The sequence below is a fragment of the Streptomyces sp. NBC_00287 genome (genome assembly GCF_036173105.1).
Taxonomy (GTDB): Bacteria; Actinomycetota; Actinomycetes; order Streptomycetales; family Streptomycetaceae; genus Streptomyces.
The window spans coordinates 6,790,771-6,807,295 of the sequence record NZ_CP108053.1 but is presented as its reverse complement, the minus strand read 5'-3'; the positions used below and the strand labels follow the sequence as shown (position 1 = coordinate 6,807,295).

Below are 16,525 nucleotides of genomic sequence, written 5' to 3'. Positions count from 1 at the left end.
TCAGGCGGAGCCGTAAACTTACTGGAGCGGGGCGCCTCGATGCAAATCGAGGCGCCCCGCTCCGGGTTCACGCGTACGAGGGCCGACGGTCCGTCAGACCTCCACCACCACAGGGAGGATCATCGGCCTGCGGCGATAGGTGTCGGAGACCCACTTGCCCAGGGTCCGGCGGATGAGCTGCTGGAGCTGGTGGGGCTCCACGACGCCGTCCTGGGCCGAGCGCTCCAGTACCTCCGTGATCTTCGGGATGACGTCCCCGAAGACGGAGTCGTCGATACCGGAACCGCGGGCCTGGATGTGCGGGCCACCCGTGATCTTGCCGGTGGAGGAGTCCACGACCACGAAGACCGAGATGATGCCCTCGTCGCCGAGGATCTTCCGGTCCTTCAGTGCCGGCTCGCCCACGTCACCGACGGACAGGCCGTCGACGTAGACGTAACCCGCCTGGACCTTGCCGGAGATCTTCGCCTTGCCCTCGATGAGGTCGACGGCGACGCCGTCCTCGGCGATGACGATGCGGTCGTGCGGGACACCGGTGAGGGCGCCCAGCTCGGCGTTGGCACGCAGGTGGCGCCATTCGCCGTGGACCGGCATCAGGTTCTTCGGGCGGCAGATGTTGTAGAAGTACAGGAGCTCGCCCGCGGACGCGTGGCCCGAGACGTGCACCTTGGCATTGCCCTTGTGGACGACATTGGCGCCCCAGCGGGTCAGGCCGTTGATCACGCGGTAGACCGCGTTCTCGTTGCCGGGGATGAGCGAGGACGCCAGGATCACCGTGTCGCCGTCGACGATGCGGATCTGGTGGTCCCTGTTGGCCATCCTCGACAGGGCTGCCATCGGTTCGCCCTGCGAGCCCGTGCAGACCAGCACGATCTCGCTGTCCGGGAGGTCGTCCAGCGTCTTGACGTCGACCACCAGGCCCGGCGGGACCTTCAGATAGCCCAGGTCCCTCGCGATGCCCATGTTGCGGACCATCGAGCGGCCGACGAAGGCGACCCGGCGGCCGTATTCGTGGGCCGCGTCCAGGATCTGCTGGATGCGGTGGATGTGGCTGGCGAAGCTCGCCACGATGATCCGCTTGCTGGCGTTCGCGAAGACCTGACGCAGGACGTTGGAGATGTCACGCTCGGGCGGGACGAAGCCCGGGACCTCGGCGTTCGTCGAGTCCGAGAGAAGGAGGTCGATGCCCTCCTCGCTCAGGCGTGCGAACGCGTGCAGGTCGGTGAGCCGGCTGTCCAGCGGGAGCTGGTCCATCTTGAAGTCGCCCGTGTGGACCACCATGCCCGCAGGGGTGCGGATGGCGACGGCCAGGGCGTCGGGGATGGAGTGGTTGACGGCGATGAACTCGCAGTCGAAGGGGCCGATGCGCTCGCGGTTCCCCTCCACCACTTCCAGGGTGTAGGGCCGGATGCGGTGCTCCTGGAGCTTGGCCTCGATGAGCGCGAGGGTCAGCTTGGAGCCGATCAGCGGGATGTCCGGCTTCTCGCGGAGCAGGAAGGGGACGCCGCCGATGTGGTCCTCGTGACCGTGGGTGAGGACGATGCCCTCGATGTCGTCGAGGCGGTCCCTGATGGACGAGAAGTCCGGCAGGATCAGGTCGATTCCGGGCTGCTCCTCCTCGGGGAAGAGCACTCCGCAGTCGACGATCAGCAGGCGGCCGCCGTACTCGAAGACCGTCATGTTTCGGCCGATTTCGCCGAGGCCGCCCAGCGGGGTGACCCGCAGGCCGCCTTCGGGGAGCGGCGGGGGCGAGCTGAGTTCAGGATGCGGATGACTCAAAAGACTCTCCTCAACCACGCGCGCCACGTACCGGTAGGGCACGTGGCGCGCATGACGTTCGTGCAGAAGCAGTTGTCGTTGTGGCGCAGGCACCGGTGGCCTGCTTATTCAGTTGTGAAGTCGATGCGCGGCCGACCGCGCGAAGTCTGGTGCTAGAGCTGTACCCCGCCCGCGGCAAGATCGATCTTGAGTTGTTCGATCTCCTCGGGCGAGCACTCGACCATCGGGGCGCGCAGCGGTCCCGCGGGCAGGCCCTGGAGGGTGAGCGCGGCCTTGGTGGTCATGACGCCCTGGGTGCGGAACATGCCCGTGTAGACCGGGAGCAGCTGCTGGTGGATCTCGGTCGCCTTCTGGACGTCACCGCTGGTGTACGCGTCGACGAGAGCGCGCAGCTCGGGGGTGACGACATGGCCGACGACGGAGACGAAGCCGACTGCGCCAACCGAGAGCAGCGGCAGGTTCAGCATGTCGTCGCCGGAGTACCAGGCGAGGCCGGAGCGGGCAATGGCCCAGCTGGCGCGGCCGAGGTCGCCCTTGGCGTCCTTGTTGGCGACGATCCGGGGGTGCTCGGCGAGCCGGACGAGTGTCTCGGTGCTGATCGGGACGCCGCTGCGGCCGGGGATGTCGTAGAGCATGACCGGCAGCTCGGTGGCGTCGGCGATGGTCTTGAAGTGCCGGTACAGGCCCTCCTGCGGGGGCTTGTTGTAGTACGGCGTCACGATCAGGAGGCCGTGGGCGCCGGTCTTCTCGGCCTGGCGGGCGAGCTCAAGGCTGTGGTGGGTGTCGTTGGTGCCGACACCGGCCACAACGTGGGCGCGGTCGCCGACCGCCTCCAGTACGGCTCGTACGAGATCCGATTTCTCCGCGTCGCTGGTGGTGGGGGACTCGCCGGTGGTGCCGTTGATGATCAGGCCGTCGTTGCCTGCGTCCACCAGGTGCGTGGCGAGCCGCTGCGCGCCGTCGAGGTCGAGGCCGCCGTCCGCCGTGAAGGGCGTGACCATAGCGGTGAGGACCCTCCCGAAGGGGGTCTGCGGAGTGGAGGTCGGAGCCATGGGTTACACGCTACTCGCTGCTCAAGGCGTGGTCTGCCCTAGGGGTGAGGGAAAAGTCAGGACAAAGATGGAGCCCGGCACTGCCTGCTCGGGGGTTCAAGCAGTGCCGGGTCCGTTTGATCAGGCTAGATGAACTTCTCTAAATGCCGCAATACGGACACTTCGTGAGGCTGATGCGCACATGTGTGCCCGGCCGGGAACTCAGGTGCGCTACGGCGCCACACGTCCGTTCGCATTGAAGGCGGCGTAGGTGAGCGGCATGAGCTTGGCCCACTCCGCCTCCATCTTCTCGCCGACCATCTCGATCTCCCGCTGCGGGAAGGACGGGACCTTCGCCAGCTCGTGCTGGGTGCGCAGGCCGAGGAAGTGCATCAGCGAGCGGGCGTTGCAGGTCGCGTACATCGAGGAGAAGAGGCCGACCGGGAGGACCGCGCGGGCGACCTCGCGGGCGACGCCGGCGGCGAGCATCTCCTGGTAGGACTCATAGGCCTGGCGGTACGAGTCCTCCATGACCCGGCCCGTCAGCTCCTGCTGGGCCTGGGTGCCCTCCACGAAGACGTACTTGCCCGGGCGGCCCTCCTGGACGAGCTTGCGGGACTCGTCGGGGACGTAGAAGACCGGCTGGAGCTCCCGGTACCGGCCCGACTCCTCGTTGTACGACCAGCCCACTCGGTGCCGCATGAACTCGCGGAAGACGAAGATCGGGGCGCTGATGAAGAAGGTCATCGAGTTGTGCTCGAAGGGGCTGCCGTGCCGGTCCCGCATCAGGTAGTTGATGAGGCCCTTGGAGCGCTCGGGGTCCTTCTTCAGCTCGTCCAGGGACTGCTCGCCGGCGGTGGAGACGCGGGCGGCCCACAGCACGTCGGAGTCGGCCGCGCTGTGCTTGACCAGCTCGACGGTGACATCGCTGCGGAAGCTGGGCTTGAGGGCGTCGGCGGGGGTGTCGGTCACGACTCGGAGGGTCCTTCCATCACTTCACTCGGGCGGCGCCCACTCTACGGCCCGGCACTGACAACGGGGCGTTCGGTACCGGTCCGCGACAACTTCGGAGAACTTCTGCCAATTCGGCGTAACCGGGCACCATTTGCGGCACCCGCTCGTCTGTGTTGGTGACAGTGATTCGTTCGAGTCCCAAGAGGAGCAGGACCTCCGATGTTCCGTCGGCGTGAGCCCGTACCCTTCGCCTTCCTTGCCGAAGCGGACCGGTTCCGTAGCAATGTCGCTCCCCCGCCCCGAGAGCGGGCGACCGCCGGGCAGATAGCCGGGCGCTGGCTCCTGGGGCTCACCATCGTGTCCGCGCTGGCGGGTTCCCTTGTCCTCGGGATGCCGGCGCTCTCCGCCGACCAGTCCTCACAGCAGACCCAGCAGTCGCAGGCCTCCGAAGGCCGCTGAGGCCGGGACTGGCCCCTCCCCCACCGCCCGAATGGCGTGGGAGATACCCCCATGGACCCCCAAGGGTGGTGAGCCGGGACACGGGTCGATAGCCTCACCGGGCACAGCCCCAGCATGGATTGAGTGAGGACCAGCCGTGCCCCTGCCCTTCCTGACGGCCGACCGAGCCTTCGAGACAGCCGACGATGTCGCGCTGCCCTTCGACGACCGTGACCGCTGGCGGCGCCCCTACCGTCCCGGACCCTGGCGGGTGGGCGTGGCCGCGCTTCTGCTGCTGCTTGCCTCCTACGTCCTCTTCGCGGCGGTCATCATCGCGCTGACCGGCACACCGGGCGAGGGCGCAGTGGTCTTCGGCATCGCGCTGGCCGTGATCGCCGTCGCGCTGCGTCTGCTGCGCATGGGCGTGTGGGTGAGCGCCCAAGGCCTGCGCCATGTCGGCTTCTTCGTCACGCGGACGACGCCCTGGGAGCGGGTGGTCGCGGTGCGCACGGTGCAGCAGCCGGTGCGCTGGCTCGGCCTGCCGCGCACCGTGCAGGGGCAGGCTCTGACCCTCGTACGCGCCGATCGGGCCGCGGAGGATCTGGCGCCGCTGATGAGCACGCACAACGCGGACTTCCTGGCGCGGCCGGACGCGTTCGACCGGGCCGCGGACACGGTCGAGGCGTGGGCTGCGGAGTACGGGCGCCGCTGAGACACACACGAAGGGGCCCGGTCCGTATGTGCGGACCGGGCCCCTTTGTATGGCGGGGAGTTCTCAGCGTGCGGTTTCCCGCAGGAAGATCGCCCGCTGCATCGCCTTCCTGGCGCGCGGGGTGTCGCGGGCGTCGTGGTAGGCGACGGCGAGGCGGAACCAGCTGCGCCAGTCGTCCGGCGCATCCTCCGTCTCGGCCTTGCGGCGGGCGAAGACCTCGTCGGCCGAGTCACGGTCGATGCGTCCGCTGGGAGTGCGCTTCAACTCGTCGACGGGCAGGCCGCCTTCGGCGTCGAGTTCGGCGGCGAGCTGGTTGGCCTTGCGGACGAACTCGGTGTTCTTCCACAGGAACCACAGACCGATCACCGGCAGGATCAGCACCGCGACGCCGAAGGTGACGGTGAGCAGGGTGCCGGCCTTGATGAGCATCAGGCCTCGGCTGCCGACCAGGACGAAGTAGACGACGAGGACGGCCGCCGTTATGGCGTAGGACAGCTTGGCGCGCATCAGCCCAGGTCCAGGAAGTGTTCCAGGCCGAAGGTGAGGCCGGGGGCGGCCACCACGCGGCGGGCGCCGAGCAGGATGCCCGGCATGAAGCTGCTGTGGTGCAGGGAGTCATGGCGGATGGTGAGGGTCTCGCCCTCGCCGCCCAGCAGGACCTCTTGGTGGGCCAGCAGGCCGCGCAGCCGGATCGCGTGGACCGGGATCCCGTCCACGCTGGCGCCCCGGGCGCCGTCGAGGGCGGTGGTCGTGGCGTCCGGCGCGGGGGCCGAGCCGGCCTTGGCGCGGGCCTCGGCGATGAGCTGAGCAGTGCGGGTGGCGGTGCCGCTGGGCGCGTCCACCTTCTTCGGGTGGTGCAGCTCGACGACCTCGACCGACTCGAAGTAGGGCGCCGCGATCTGCGCGAACTTCATGGTCAGCACGGCCCCGATCGAGAAGTTGGGCGCGATGAGCACGCCCGTCTCCGGGGACTTCGCCAGCCAGCCGGTCAGCTGCGCGAGGCGCTCGTCGGTCCAGCCCGTCGTACCGACGACCGCGTGGATGCCGTGGCTCACGCAGTAGTCGAGGTTGTCCATCACCGAGTCCGGTGTGGTCAGTTCGACGGCGACCTGGGCGCCGGTCTCGGCCAGGGTCTCCAGCTTGTCGCCCCGGCTCAGGGCGGCGACCAGCTCCATGTCGTCGGCGGCCTCGACGGCCCGTACCGCCTCGGAACCGATCCGGCCCCGGGCACCGAGGACCGCCACTCGCAGCTTGCTCATCTTCTTGTTTCCTTCGGGAGAGGCTTACGCGACCGCTTCGTGCAGACGGGACGCCTGTTTGTCCTTCAGCGGGCCGATGACCGACAGCGAGGGCCGCTGTCCCAGGACGTCCCGGGCGACCGCGCGGACGTCGTCCGGGGTGACCGAGGCTATCCGGGCCAGCATGTCGTCGACGGACATCTGCTCGCCCCAGCACAGCTCGCTCTTGCCGATACGGTTCATCAGCGCGCCGGTGTCCTCGAGGCCCAGCACCGTGGAGCCCTGGAGCTGGCCGATGGCGCGGCCGATCTCGTCGTCGGACAGACCGTGCTCGGCGACCTGGTCGAGCTCGTCGCGGCAGATCTTCAGGACGTCGTGCACCTGCGAGGGACGGCAGCCGGCGTACACGCCGAACAGGCCGCAGTCGGCGAAGCCGGAGGTGTACGAGTACACGCTGTAGGCCAGGCCGCGCTTCTCGCGGACCTCCTGGAACAGGCGGGACGACATCCCGCCGCCGAGGGCCGTGTTGAGCACACCCAGGGCCCAGCGCCGCTCGTCCGTGCGGGCGAGGCCGGGCATGCCGAGGACGACATGCGCCTGCTCGGTCTTACGGCCGATCAGCTCGACGCGGCCCGCGGTGCGCAGGGCGCGCTTGCCGCCGCGCGGGGCGATCGGCGTGACGTCGAGGTTCTTCAGGGCGCCAGACTTCTCGAAGGCGGCTCGGACCTGTCGTACGACCTTGTTGTGGTCGATGTTGCCCGCGGCCGCCACGACCAGGTGGGTCGGGTCGTAGTGCTTCTTGTAGAAGCGGCGGATGCGGTCGGCGGTGAGGGCGTTGACCGTGTCGACCGTGCCGAGGACCGGGCGGCCGAGGGGGTTGTCGCCGAACATCGTGTGCGCGAACAGGTCGTGCACGCAGTCGCCCGGGTCGTCCTCGGTCATCGCGATCTCTTCGAGGATCGCGCCGCGCTCGACGTTGACGTCCTCTTCGAGGATGAGCGAGCCGGTCAGCATGTCGCAGACGACGTCGATGGCGAGCGGCAGGTCGGTGTCGAGCACGCGCGCGTAGTAGCACGTGTACTCCTTCGCCGTGAACGCGTTCATCTCGCCGCCGACGGCGTCGAGGGCCGAGGAGATGTCCAGGGCGGAGCGACGCTGCGTGCCCTTGAAGAGCAGGTGCTCCAGGTAGTGGGTGGCGCCGTTCAGCGACGGGGTCTCGTCGCGGGAGCCGACGTGGGCCCAGATGCCGAAGGTCGCGGAGCGGACGGAGGGCAGGGTCTCGGTGACGATGCGCAGGCCGCCCGGGAGGGTGGTCTTGCGGACGGTGCCGATGCCGTTGGTGCCCTTGATCAGGGTTTGGGTACGGGCGACGGCCCGCGCCTCCGAAGAGGTGCGGGCCGTCGCCTTGGAGCTACTCGACGTCACTTGTCGGCGTCGTCCTTCTTGTCAGCCTCGGCGTCAGCCTCTTCGCCCTCGATCACCGGGATGAGGGAGAGCTTGCCGCGCGAGTCGATCTCGGCGATCTCGACCTGGACCTTGGCACCCACGCCGAGCACGTCCTCGACGTTCTCCACGCGCTTGCCGCCGGCCAGCTTGCGGATCTGCGAGATGTGCAGCAGACCGTCCTTGCCCGGGAGCAGCGAGACGAACGCACCGAAGGTGGTCGTCTTCACGACCGTGCCCAGGTAGCGCTCGCCGACCTCCGGCATGGTCGGGTTGGCGATCGAGTTGATCGTGGTGCGGGCGGCCTCGGCGGCCGGGCCGTCGGAGGCACCGATGTAGATGGTGCCGTCGTCCTCGATCGTGATCTCGGCGCCGGTGTCCTCCTGGATCTGGTTGATCATCTTGCCCTTGGGGCCGATGACCTCACCGATCTTGTCCACGGGGATCTTGACGGTGATGATCCGCGGGGCGTTCGGGGACATCTCGTCCGGCGTGTCGATCGCTTCCATCATCACGTCGAGGATGTGGAGGCGGGCGTCACGGGCCTGCTTGAGGGCCGCGGCCAGGACAGAGGCCGGGATGCCGTCCAGCTTGGTGTCGAGCTGGAGGGCGGTCACGAACTCCTTCGTACCGGCGACCTTGAAGTCCATGTCGCCGAAGGCGTCCTCCGCACCGAGGATGTCGGTGAGGGTGACGTAGTGCGTCTCGCCCTCGATCTCCTGGGAGATCAGGCCCATGGCGATACCGGCGACGGGGGCCTTGAGCGGCACACCGGCGTTCAGCAGCGACATGGTGGAGGCGCAGACCGAGCCCATGGACGTCGAGCCGTTGGAGCTCAGCGCCTCGGAGACCTGGCGGATCGCGTAGGGGAACTCCTCGCGCGTCGGCAGGACCGGGACCAGGGCACGCTCGGCGAGCGCACCGTGGCCGATCTCGCGGCGCTTCGGGGAGCCGACGCGGCCGGTCTCGCCGGTGGAGTACGGCGGGAAGTTGTAGTTGTGCATGTAGCGCTTGCGGGTCACCGGGGAGAGGGTGTCCAGCTGCTGCTCCATGCGGAGCATGTTGAGGGTGGTGACGCCCAGGATCTGGGTCTCGCCACGCTCGAACACCGCGGAGCCGTGCACGCGCGGGATGGCCTCGACCTCGGCGGCGAGGGTACGGATGTCCGTCACCCCACGGCCGTCGATGCGCTTCTTCTCCTTGATCACGCGCTCACGGACCAGCTGCTTGGTGAGCGAGCGGTACGCGGCGGAGATCTCCTTCTCGCGGCCCTCGAACTCCGGCAGGAGCTTCTCGGCGGCGAGCGCCTTGACGCGGTCCAGCTCGGACTCGCGCTCCTGCTTGCCCGCGATGGTCAGCGCGGAGGCGAGCTCCGGCTTGACGGCGGCGGAGAGCGCCTCCAGGACGTCGTCCTGGTAGTCGAGGAAGATCGGGAACTCGCCGGTCGGCTTGGCGGCCTTCGCGGCGAGGTCGGCCTGGGCCTTGCAGAGCACCTTGATGAAGGGCTTCGCGGCTTCCAGACCGGCGGCGACGATCTCCTCGGTCGGCGCCTCGGCACCGCCCTTGACCAGCTGGATGGTCTTGTCGGTGGCCTCGGCCTCGACCATCATGATCGCGACGTCGCCGTCCTCCAGGGTGCGGCCCGCGACGACCATGTCGAAGACGGCGTCCTCGAGCTCGGTGTGCGTCGGGAACGCGACCCACTGGCCGTTGATCAGCGCGACGCGGACGCCGCCGATCGGGCCGGAGAAGGGCAGACCGGCCAGCTGCGTGGACGCGGAGGCGGCGTTGATGGCCACGACGTCGTACAGGTGGTCGGGGTTGAGCGCCATGATGGTGGCGACGACCTGGATCTCGTTGCGCAGGCCCTTCTTGAAGGACGGGCGCAGCGGGCGGTCGATGAGGCGGCAGGTGAGGATGGCGTCCTCGGAGGGACGGCCCTCACGGCGGAAGAAGCTGCCGGGGATCTTGCCGGCGGCGTACATCCGCTCCTCGACATCCACCGTCAGCGGGAAGAAGTCGAGCTGGTCCTTGGGGTTCTTGGAGGCGGTGGTGGCCGACAGCACCATGGTGTCGTCGTCCAGGTACGCCACGGCGGAACCGGCGGCCTGCTTGGCCAGGCGGCCCGTCTCGAAGCGGATGGTGCGGGTACCGAAGGCGCCATTGTCGATGACAGCCTCGGCGTAGTGGGTCTCGTTCTCCACTAGCGTTTTCTCCGTTACTTTTCGTCTTTTGTCCCGATCCGCCCGTGTGGCGGGGGGACGTGGGCGGAGAAGCGCTCCGTCTGGTGCGGGCCGGTCTTCGATCGAAGCACCCGGGTTCGCATTGCCCGGGGGCCACTACCGAGGACCGGCGGCGGCGAGGTGCACTTCTCCTCGTGCTATTGCGTTGTGCTACCACACTACAAAGCGGGTGTGACACTCCGCACGTTTCCGTACGTACGGCAAAGGGAGCGGCCCCCGATCGTTTCGGGAACCGCTCCCTTCACGGCGTCTTACTTGGCGCCCGCAGCACCGCGGCGGATGCCGAGACGGTCGACCAGCGCACGGAAGCGCTGGATGTCCTTCTTGGCGAGGTACTGCAGCAGGCGGCGGCGCTGACCGACCAGGATCAGCAGACCACGGCGGGAGTGGTGGTCGTGCTTGTGGGTCTTGAGGTGCTCGGTCAGGTCCGAGATCCGGCGCGAAAGCATGGCGACCTGGACCTCGGGGGAGCCGGTGTCGCCCTCCTTCTGACCGAACTCGCTGATGATCTGCTTCTTCGTAGCGGCGTCGAGCGGCACGCGTACTCCTCGTAGTCTTCTGAATGGCCACCGAGTGCCCCCGGTCTGTGTCTCGGGGGAGCTTCCGTTACTCGGGAGGCGGGGATCCGCTGGGCGCGGCCTCCAGAGCGAGCGCTCCGGGGGTGCGTACACAAACGGCCGTCACTCAGGGTACCAGGCAGAGGTGGGCGCCCTCGCATGGGTTCCGGAACCGCCCTTTGGGTGGGTAATGGGCCACTAGGGTGAGCGCGCCGATCAAGCGTACGTCTGTCGCGTGCGCCGGAACTCGCACGTCGGAAGTTCGGAAGTCTGGAAGGGGTCGCTGGGCATGGCGGAGACGGAAGAGGAAATCAAGGCGCGCAAGGAGCGGGAGCGGGACGAGCTGTACGCCCTCGACATCTCGGGCGTCGAGTGGCAGAGCGCGCCGGGCACGGAGACGCACGAGGAGCGGGTCGAGATCGCGTACCTGCCCGGTGGGGCGGTGGCGATGCGGTCGTCGCTGGAACCGGAGACGGTGCTGCGTTATACCGAGGCGGAGTGGCGGGCCTTCGTGCTGGGGGCGCGGGACGGGGAGTTCGACCTGGAGCCTGCGCCGCACAATGGTGGTGTTGACGCGGAGTGATCACGGAGTGATCGAGGGGCGGGGCGGTCGTGGGGGTGCGGGTTTATCGCCTCTCCGCGGCCGCCAATTCGTTTGTCGGGAGGCGGTGTTCGGGGGGTGCCTGGCGGCGGGGTTCTGCGGCTGCTCGGCGGCGGCTTTTTGCGGGGCGACTTGATCGGTTGCTTCGCTTTCGTTGCGGATTGTTCACAGGTATCGTCCGGTTTGTTCACCAATAGGAGGGCTGCGTACGTAACTTCGGGGCAGGCTGTGACGCAGTGGGCAGGTGCTCGGGGGTGGACGGGCCTGCCGAGGTGATGCCTGTGGTGATTAGGCTGGGACCGGGCGCGACGCCAGAACCCGTGGACCGGGCGTCGGTGTCCCAGGGGGAGAGCCGACTGGAACGGACTACCTCGAACGACTTCGGACGACGAGCAATGGTCGCCCCGGCACGGCATGGGGGTGCTCGACCACACCAGGAGGAACTGTGAGCAGCGATCGGGACGGGATCCGCGAGCCCGATGCGGAGTCGGCCAACGAGGTCACGGGCGAGTTCACCATCGACTATGCGCCGCCTGCCTGGTACACGCAGAACGCGAGTGGCTCCGCCGGTTCGGGGCGGGACGAGAGCGGGTCCGGGGCTTCGGGGTCTTCGGGTTCTTCGGGTTCTTCGGGTTCTTCGGGCGCGACTGCGGGTGCAGGTGGTCCTGCCGCTCGGCCGACCTTCACTCCCTCTCCTACTTCGCTGCCCTCCTCGTTGCCGGGGCTGACGCCGCCGGTTCCGCAGGGGTCTCCGGCTCCGGGGGCGCCGTTTACGCCGCCCGCGCCGCCTGCCCAGCCCGCGCCTGGGGCGCCTTTCACTCCGCTGGCTCCACCCGCGCCGGCGCCCGGGGCTCCGTTCACGCCGCCTCCGCCGGCGGCAGGGGGGCCGGTCGCGGTGCCCAAGTTGCCGGTAGGGAGCGGATTCGAGCCGCAGGGGACGCCTGCCGGGCCGTCAACTCCGCCGACTCCTTCGGCTGACGCCGGTTCGCCTTCGGCTGTGCCGAACATTCCCGTGGGTGGTTTCCAAGGGAGCGGATCCGAGCCGCAGGGGGCGCCTGCAGGGCCGTCGACTCCCCCGGCTGACGCCGCATCGACTTCGGCTGTGCCGAACTTTCCCGTGGGTGGGTTCGAGCCGCAGGGGGCGCCAGCCGAGCCGTCAACACCCCAGGCTGACGCCGCTTCGCCTACCGCCGTGCCGAACATTCCCGTGGGTGGGTTCCAGTCGCAGTGGAGCGCGCCGGCTTCTTCGCCTTCCGAGGCTTCGTCAACGGCTCCGGCCGCCGAGGAGTCCGACTCCGGGAACGGTGATCTGGAGAGCGGCGCCACGATGCGGTTCTCCGCGGTCGCGCTGAAGCGGGAGATCGAGGAGCGCGCGGCGGAGGCCGGGGCGCGGCTGCGGTCGGTGGATGAGGACGAGGCCGACGCGTCCGACGCCGACGAGTCCGCCGAGGCGGAGGCCGTGGCTGAGGTCGAGGATGAGCCCGAGGCCGAGACCGAGCCCGAGCGTCAGGAAGACGCTTCGGACGAGGTGGAGCAGGCGGAGGCGTCCGAGGACGAGGTCTCCGATGTCGTTACGGCCGAAACGGACGCCGTGGAGGGCGAGTCGGCCGAGGAGCCTGCGGACGCGGAGCCGGTGGACGCGGAGCCGGTGGACGCCGCGCCGATGCATACGGAGCCGGAGGAAGCCCAACCCGCCGACGCCGAGCCCTATGAGCCGGAGCTTTCGGACAAGGCGCCGTCGGACTCCGCAACTGCGGACGCCGTGACCGACGAGGCCGAGCCGACGGACGAGGACCAGCCCGGCGCCGAGCCGGAGAGCGCCGAGCCGCAGGACGCCGTACCGGCTGACGGGGAACCGGAAGACGCCGTACCCGCCGACGCCGAGCCGCAGGACGCCGTACCCACTGCGACCAGCGCTCCGCAGGACGCGGCCCCCGCCTGGACTCCCCCGCCGGCACCGCAGGCCGGGATGCCGCCGCTGCCGCCGACGTACCAGCCCGCCGCCCCGGCGTCGGCGCCCCAGTGGCCCGTACAGCCGCAGCAGCCGGAGCCGACGGCTCCCGCCGAGCCGCAGCCCGCGGCGGCGCAACAGCAGCCGCCCGTACCCGCCCAGCAGCCCCCGTTCCAGCCGCAGGCCCCGCAGCCCGCGCCCGCCGCCTGGAACCAGCCGCCCGCGACCCCGCCGCAGCCGGTCCCCGGCTTCCCGCAGCCCGGCGCTCCCACCACGCCGGCGCAGCAGCCGCCGACCGACGCCCCCAGCCCGGCCCCTACACCGCAGGGCGGTTACGGCTTCCCCCAGCCGGGAGCACAACCCGCCCCCACCTCCAACCCGCAGGGCGGCTACGGCTTCCCCCACCCCGGCACCCCCGCAGCGCCTACGCACCAGCCTGCCGACACCCCTGCCCCGGCGCCCACACCCCAGGGCGGTTACGGCTTCCCTCAGCCCGGCACCCCCGCAGCGCCCGCGCAACAGCCCCCGGCCCCGCAGCCTGCCGACACCCCCAGCCCGGCGGCGGCGCACCAGGGCGGCTACGGCTTCCCGCAGTCCGGAGCACAGCCTGCTCCCGCCCCCGCACCGCAGGGCGGCTACGGCTTCCCCCACCCCGGCGCCCCCACCACGCCGGCGCAGCAGCCGCCGACCGACGCCCCCAGCCCGGCCCCTACACCGCAGGGCGGTTACGGCTTCCCCCAGCCGGGAGCACAGCCCACTCCCGCCCCCGCACCGCAGGGTGGCTACGGCTTCCCCCACCCCGGCGCCCCCACCGCGCCCGCGCAACAGCCCCCCGCCCAGCCGCCGACCGGCACCCCTGCCCCGGTACCCAACCCCCAGGGCGGTTACGGCTTCCCGCAGCCCGGCACCCCGGCGTCCCTGCACGCACAGCCCGAGCAGCCCGGCACCCCGGCAGCCCCGCCTGCGCAGCCCGCCCCCAACTCCCCCGCGCAGCCCGGCGGTTACGGCTTCCCTCAGCCCCCCGGCCAGCCGGGATCCGTACCGGGCCAGGGCCCCGTGCCGCCCGGCAGCCCCCAGGGCCAGCCGCAGGGATACCCCGGCATGCCCCAACAGGGTCAGCCCCAGGCACAGCCGCAGGGCCAGCCCCAACCCCAGCCCGACGCACACCAGCAGGCCCAGCCCGGCATGCCCCCGCAAGGACAGCCGCAGGCTCACCCCGGCGTCCCCCCGCAGCCCCAGCCCCCCGTCGACCCCCGCGCCGGCGCCGCCTGGCCTCAGCCCATGCAGCATGATCAGCGGCAGCCGACCAACCCCGGGGCCGCGCCGCTCGGTTACACCGCTGCCGTGGAGTTGTCGTCCGATCGGCTGCTCAACAACAAGAAGCAGAAGGCGAAGAGCGGGCGGCCGGCCGCGGCCGGGGGACGTTTCAAGATCGGTGGGAAGAAGGAGGAAGCCGAGCGGCAGCGGAAGCTCGAGCTGATCCGTACGCCCGTGCTGTCCTGCTATCGGATCGCCGTGATCAGCCTCAAGGGTGGCGTGGGGAAGACCACCACCACCACCGCCCTCGGCTCCACCCTCGCCACCGAGCGGCAGGACAAGATCCTCGCCATCGACGCCAACCCGGACGCCGGTACCCTCGGCCGCCGTGTGCGCCGGGAGACCGGGGCCACCATCCGGGACCTCGTCCAGGCGATCCCGTACCTCAACTCCTATATGGACATCCGGCGGTTCACGTCCCAGGCACCCTCGGGGCTCGAGATCATCGCCAATGATGTCGATCCCGCCGTCTCCACCGCCTTCAACGACGAGGACTACCGGCGCGCCATCGACGTGCTCGGCAAGCAGTACCCGATCATCCTCACCGACTCCGGTACCGGTCTGCTCTACAGCGCCATGCGCGGTGTGCTGGACCTCGCCGACCAGCTCATCATCATCTCGACGCCGTCCGTGGACGGTGCGAGCAGCGCCAGTACGACGCTGGACTGGCTGTCGGCCCATGGGTACGCCGATCTCGTCTCACGCTCCCTCACCGTCATCTCGGGTGTGCGCGAGACCGGCAAGATGATCAAGGTCGATGACATCGTCAGCCACTTCGAGACCCGCTGCCGTGGCGTCATCGTCGTGCCCTTCGACGAGCACCTCGCCGCCGGCGCCGAGGTCGACCTCGACATGATGCGGCCCAAGGTGCGGGAGTCGTACTTCAACCTCGCTGCGATGGTCGCCGAGGACTTCGTACGCCATCAGCAGATGCACGGTCTGTGGACGAGCGACGGCAATCCGCCGCCGGTGGCGGCCCCGCCGATGCCGGGCCAGCCGATTCCCGGCCAGCCGCACGCTCAGCCCGGACAGCCGTACGCTCAGCCCGGCCAGCCCCCGATGCCGGGGCAGCCGTACCCCCAGCAGCCCTACCCGTACCCCCAGCAGCCCCCGCAGTAGGTAGGCCGTAGCCATACAGAAAGGGCGGCCGGTGCCCATAAGGCGCCGGCCGCCCTTCGGCGTCGTAGCGACCGCTACCGCTTCGCCTCCGCCGCAGCCGTCAGATCGCGGCTGATCTTGATGTCCTCCGCCATCCGCTCGATCAGCGCGTCGAGGGACTCGAACTTCACCTGCCCCCGCACGAAGGCCAGGAACTCGACGGCGACATGCAGGCCGTAGAGGTCGAGGCCCACGCGGTCGATGACGTGTGCCTCCACCGTGCGCTCGGTGCCGTCGAACGTCGGGTTCGTGCCGACCGAGATCGCGGCCGGCATCACCTCGTCCTGGGCGTGCAGCCAGCCGGCGTAGACGCCGTCCGCGGGGATCGCGGTGTGCGGGAGCGTCTCGACGTTCGCCGTCGGGACACCCAGCTCGCGGCCGCGCTGGGCGCCGCGTACGACCACGCCCTCGACCCGGTGCGGGCGGCCGAGGATCTCCGCGGCGCCCTCGACATCGCCCTCGATGACCAGGCGCCGGGTCAGGGTCGAGGAGAACGGCTGACCGCCGCCCGCCTCACCGGACACATACAGATCGACGACCTCGACATCGAAGTCGTACGTCTTGCCCAGCTCGGCCAGATACACGACGTCGCCCGCCGCGCGGTGGCCGAAGCGGAAGTTCGGGCCCTCGACGACTGCCTTGGCGCGCAGCTTGTCGATGAGGACCTTGACGATGAAGTCCGCCGGGGAGAGGTTGGAGAACTCCGTGGTGAACGGCAGCACCAGGAGCGCGTCCACGCCCAGTTCCGCCATGAGTTCGGCCCGCCGGTGGTGCGGGGCGAGCAGGGGCGGGTGGGTGCCCGGCCGCAGCACCTCTTTGGGGTGCGGGTCGAAGGTGACGACCACGGCGGGCAGGCCCAGTTCGCGGGCCCGGTCCACGGTGTGCCGGATGATGAGCTGGTGTCCGCGGTGGACACCGTCGTAGGAACCGATGGTGACGACGCTGCGCCCCCAGTCCTGGGGGATGTCCTCCAAGCCACGCCAGCGCTGCACTGTGACCGCTCCTCGTCGAACCTTTGTCCGTCACTACCTTCTACGCAGGTCTAAGGGTGCCATGCCGCGTGCTCCCGCCCCGCATCGGCATGGAGGCTGTGACGGGTAGCA

13 protein-coding genes and 1 pseudogene are annotated in these 16,525 nt (G+C 69.8%); 5 read left to right on the top strand and 9 right to left on the bottom strand.

The window, feature by feature from the left end; all coding sequences use genetic code 11:
* Positions 1–93: 93 nt before the first annotated feature.
* The 3 genes from OHT76_RS31165 to thyX all read right to left on the bottom strand — a co-directional run bounded on the left by OHT76_RS31165 (position 94) and on the right by thyX (position 3,782).
* A complete protein-coding gene (locus OHT76_RS31165) occupies positions 94–1,779 on the bottom strand; it encodes a ribonuclease J (protein ID WP_328874170.1) in 1,686 nt (561 codons plus the stop codon).
* A 152-nt stretch (positions 1,780–1,931) separates the two neighbouring features.
* Complete coding sequence (dapA, locus tag OHT76_RS31160; protein WP_328874169.1) at positions 1,932–2,831, bottom strand: 4-hydroxy-tetrahydrodipicolinate synthase; 900 nt, start codon at positions 2,829–2,831, stop codon at positions 1,932–1,934.
* A gap of 210 nt (positions 2,832–3,041) precedes the next feature.
* On the bottom strand, positions 3,042–3,782 hold the full coding sequence (thyX, locus tag OHT76_RS31155; RefSeq protein WP_328874168.1) for an FAD-dependent thymidylate synthase: 741 nt from the start codon (positions 3,780–3,782) through the stop codon (positions 3,042–3,044).
* Positions 3,783–3,983: 201 nt separating this feature from the next.
* On the opposite strand from thyX, the gene OHT76_RS31150 reads away from it, so the two are divergent.
* Positions 3,984–4,223: a hypothetical protein gene (locus OHT76_RS31150; protein WP_328874167.1), complete on the top strand. Its 240-nt coding sequence runs from the start codon at positions 3,984–3,986 to the stop codon at positions 4,221–4,223.
* Positions 4,224–4,359: 136 nt separating this feature from the next.
* Positions 4,360–4,914 (top strand): hypothetical protein, encoded by a 555-nt coding sequence (locus tag OHT76_RS31145; protein WP_328874166.1) that lies wholly within the window; start codon positions 4,360–4,362, stop codon positions 4,912–4,914.
* 63 nt (positions 4,915–4,977) lie between these two features.
* Here the strand turns inward: OHT76_RS31145 and OHT76_RS31140 are convergent, their stop codons facing one another.
* The 5 genes from OHT76_RS31140 to rpsO form a co-directional block, all read right to left on the bottom strand.
* The gene (locus tag OHT76_RS31140) at positions 4,978–5,421 is read right to left on the bottom strand and encodes a hypothetical protein (RefSeq protein ID WP_328874165.1); all 444 of its coding nucleotides are present in this window, start codon (positions 5,419–5,421) and stop codon (positions 4,978–4,980) included.
* Positions 5,421–6,173, bottom strand: coding sequence for a 4-hydroxy-tetrahydrodipicolinate reductase (dapB, locus tag OHT76_RS31135; protein WP_328874164.1), 753 nt, complete (start codon positions 6,171–6,173; stop codon positions 5,421–5,423). The genes OHT76_RS31140 and dapB overlap by 1 nt, the downstream gene beginning before the upstream one ends.
* A gap of 24 nt (positions 6,174–6,197) precedes the next feature.
* Positions 6,198–7,577, bottom strand: a complete 1,380-nt coding sequence (locus OHT76_RS31130; RefSeq protein WP_328874163.1) for a M16 family metallopeptidase — start codon at positions 7,575–7,577, stop codon at positions 6,198–6,200.
* The gene (locus OHT76_RS31125; protein WP_328874162.1) at positions 7,574–9,799 is read right to left on the bottom strand and encodes a polyribonucleotide nucleotidyltransferase; all 2,226 of its coding nucleotides are present in this window, start codon (positions 9,797–9,799) and stop codon (positions 7,574–7,576) included. Before OHT76_RS31125 ends, OHT76_RS31130 begins: the two co-directional genes overlap by 4 nt.
* 290 nt (positions 9,800–10,089) lie before the next feature.
* Positions 10,090–10,377, bottom strand: coding sequence for a 30S ribosomal protein S15 (rpsO, locus tag OHT76_RS31120; protein WP_015657483.1), 288 nt, complete (start codon positions 10,375–10,377; stop codon positions 10,090–10,092).
* Between the two features lie 307 nt (positions 10,378–10,684).
* Here rpsO and OHT76_RS31115 point away from each other — a divergent pair, with 307 nt between their 5' ends.
* From OHT76_RS31115 to OHT76_RS31105, 3 genes and pseudogenes are all read left to right on the top strand, one after another.
* Positions 10,685–10,978: a DUF397 domain-containing protein gene (locus OHT76_RS31115; protein ID WP_315887579.1), complete on the top strand. Its 294-nt coding sequence runs from the start codon at positions 10,685–10,687 to the stop codon at positions 10,976–10,978.
* Positions 10,979–11,441: 463 nt separating this feature from the next.
* Positions 11,442–11,543: pseudogene (locus tag OHT76_RS31110) on the top strand (SCO5717 family growth-regulating ATPase); the annotation flags it as partial.
* Between the two features lie 645 nt (positions 11,544–12,188).
* Entirely contained in the window at positions 12,189–15,383 is a 3,195-nt protein-coding gene (locus OHT76_RS31105) for an AAA family ATPase (RefSeq protein WP_443049935.1), read from the top strand.
* A gap of 74 nt (positions 15,384–15,457) precedes the next feature.
* Here OHT76_RS31105 and OHT76_RS31100 read toward each other — a convergent pair whose 3' ends face one another.
* Positions 15,458–16,414, bottom strand: a complete 957-nt coding sequence (locus OHT76_RS31100; protein ID WP_328874161.1) for a bifunctional riboflavin kinase/FAD synthetase — start codon at positions 16,412–16,414, stop codon at positions 15,458–15,460.
* Positions 16,415–16,525: the final 111 nt, after the last annotated feature.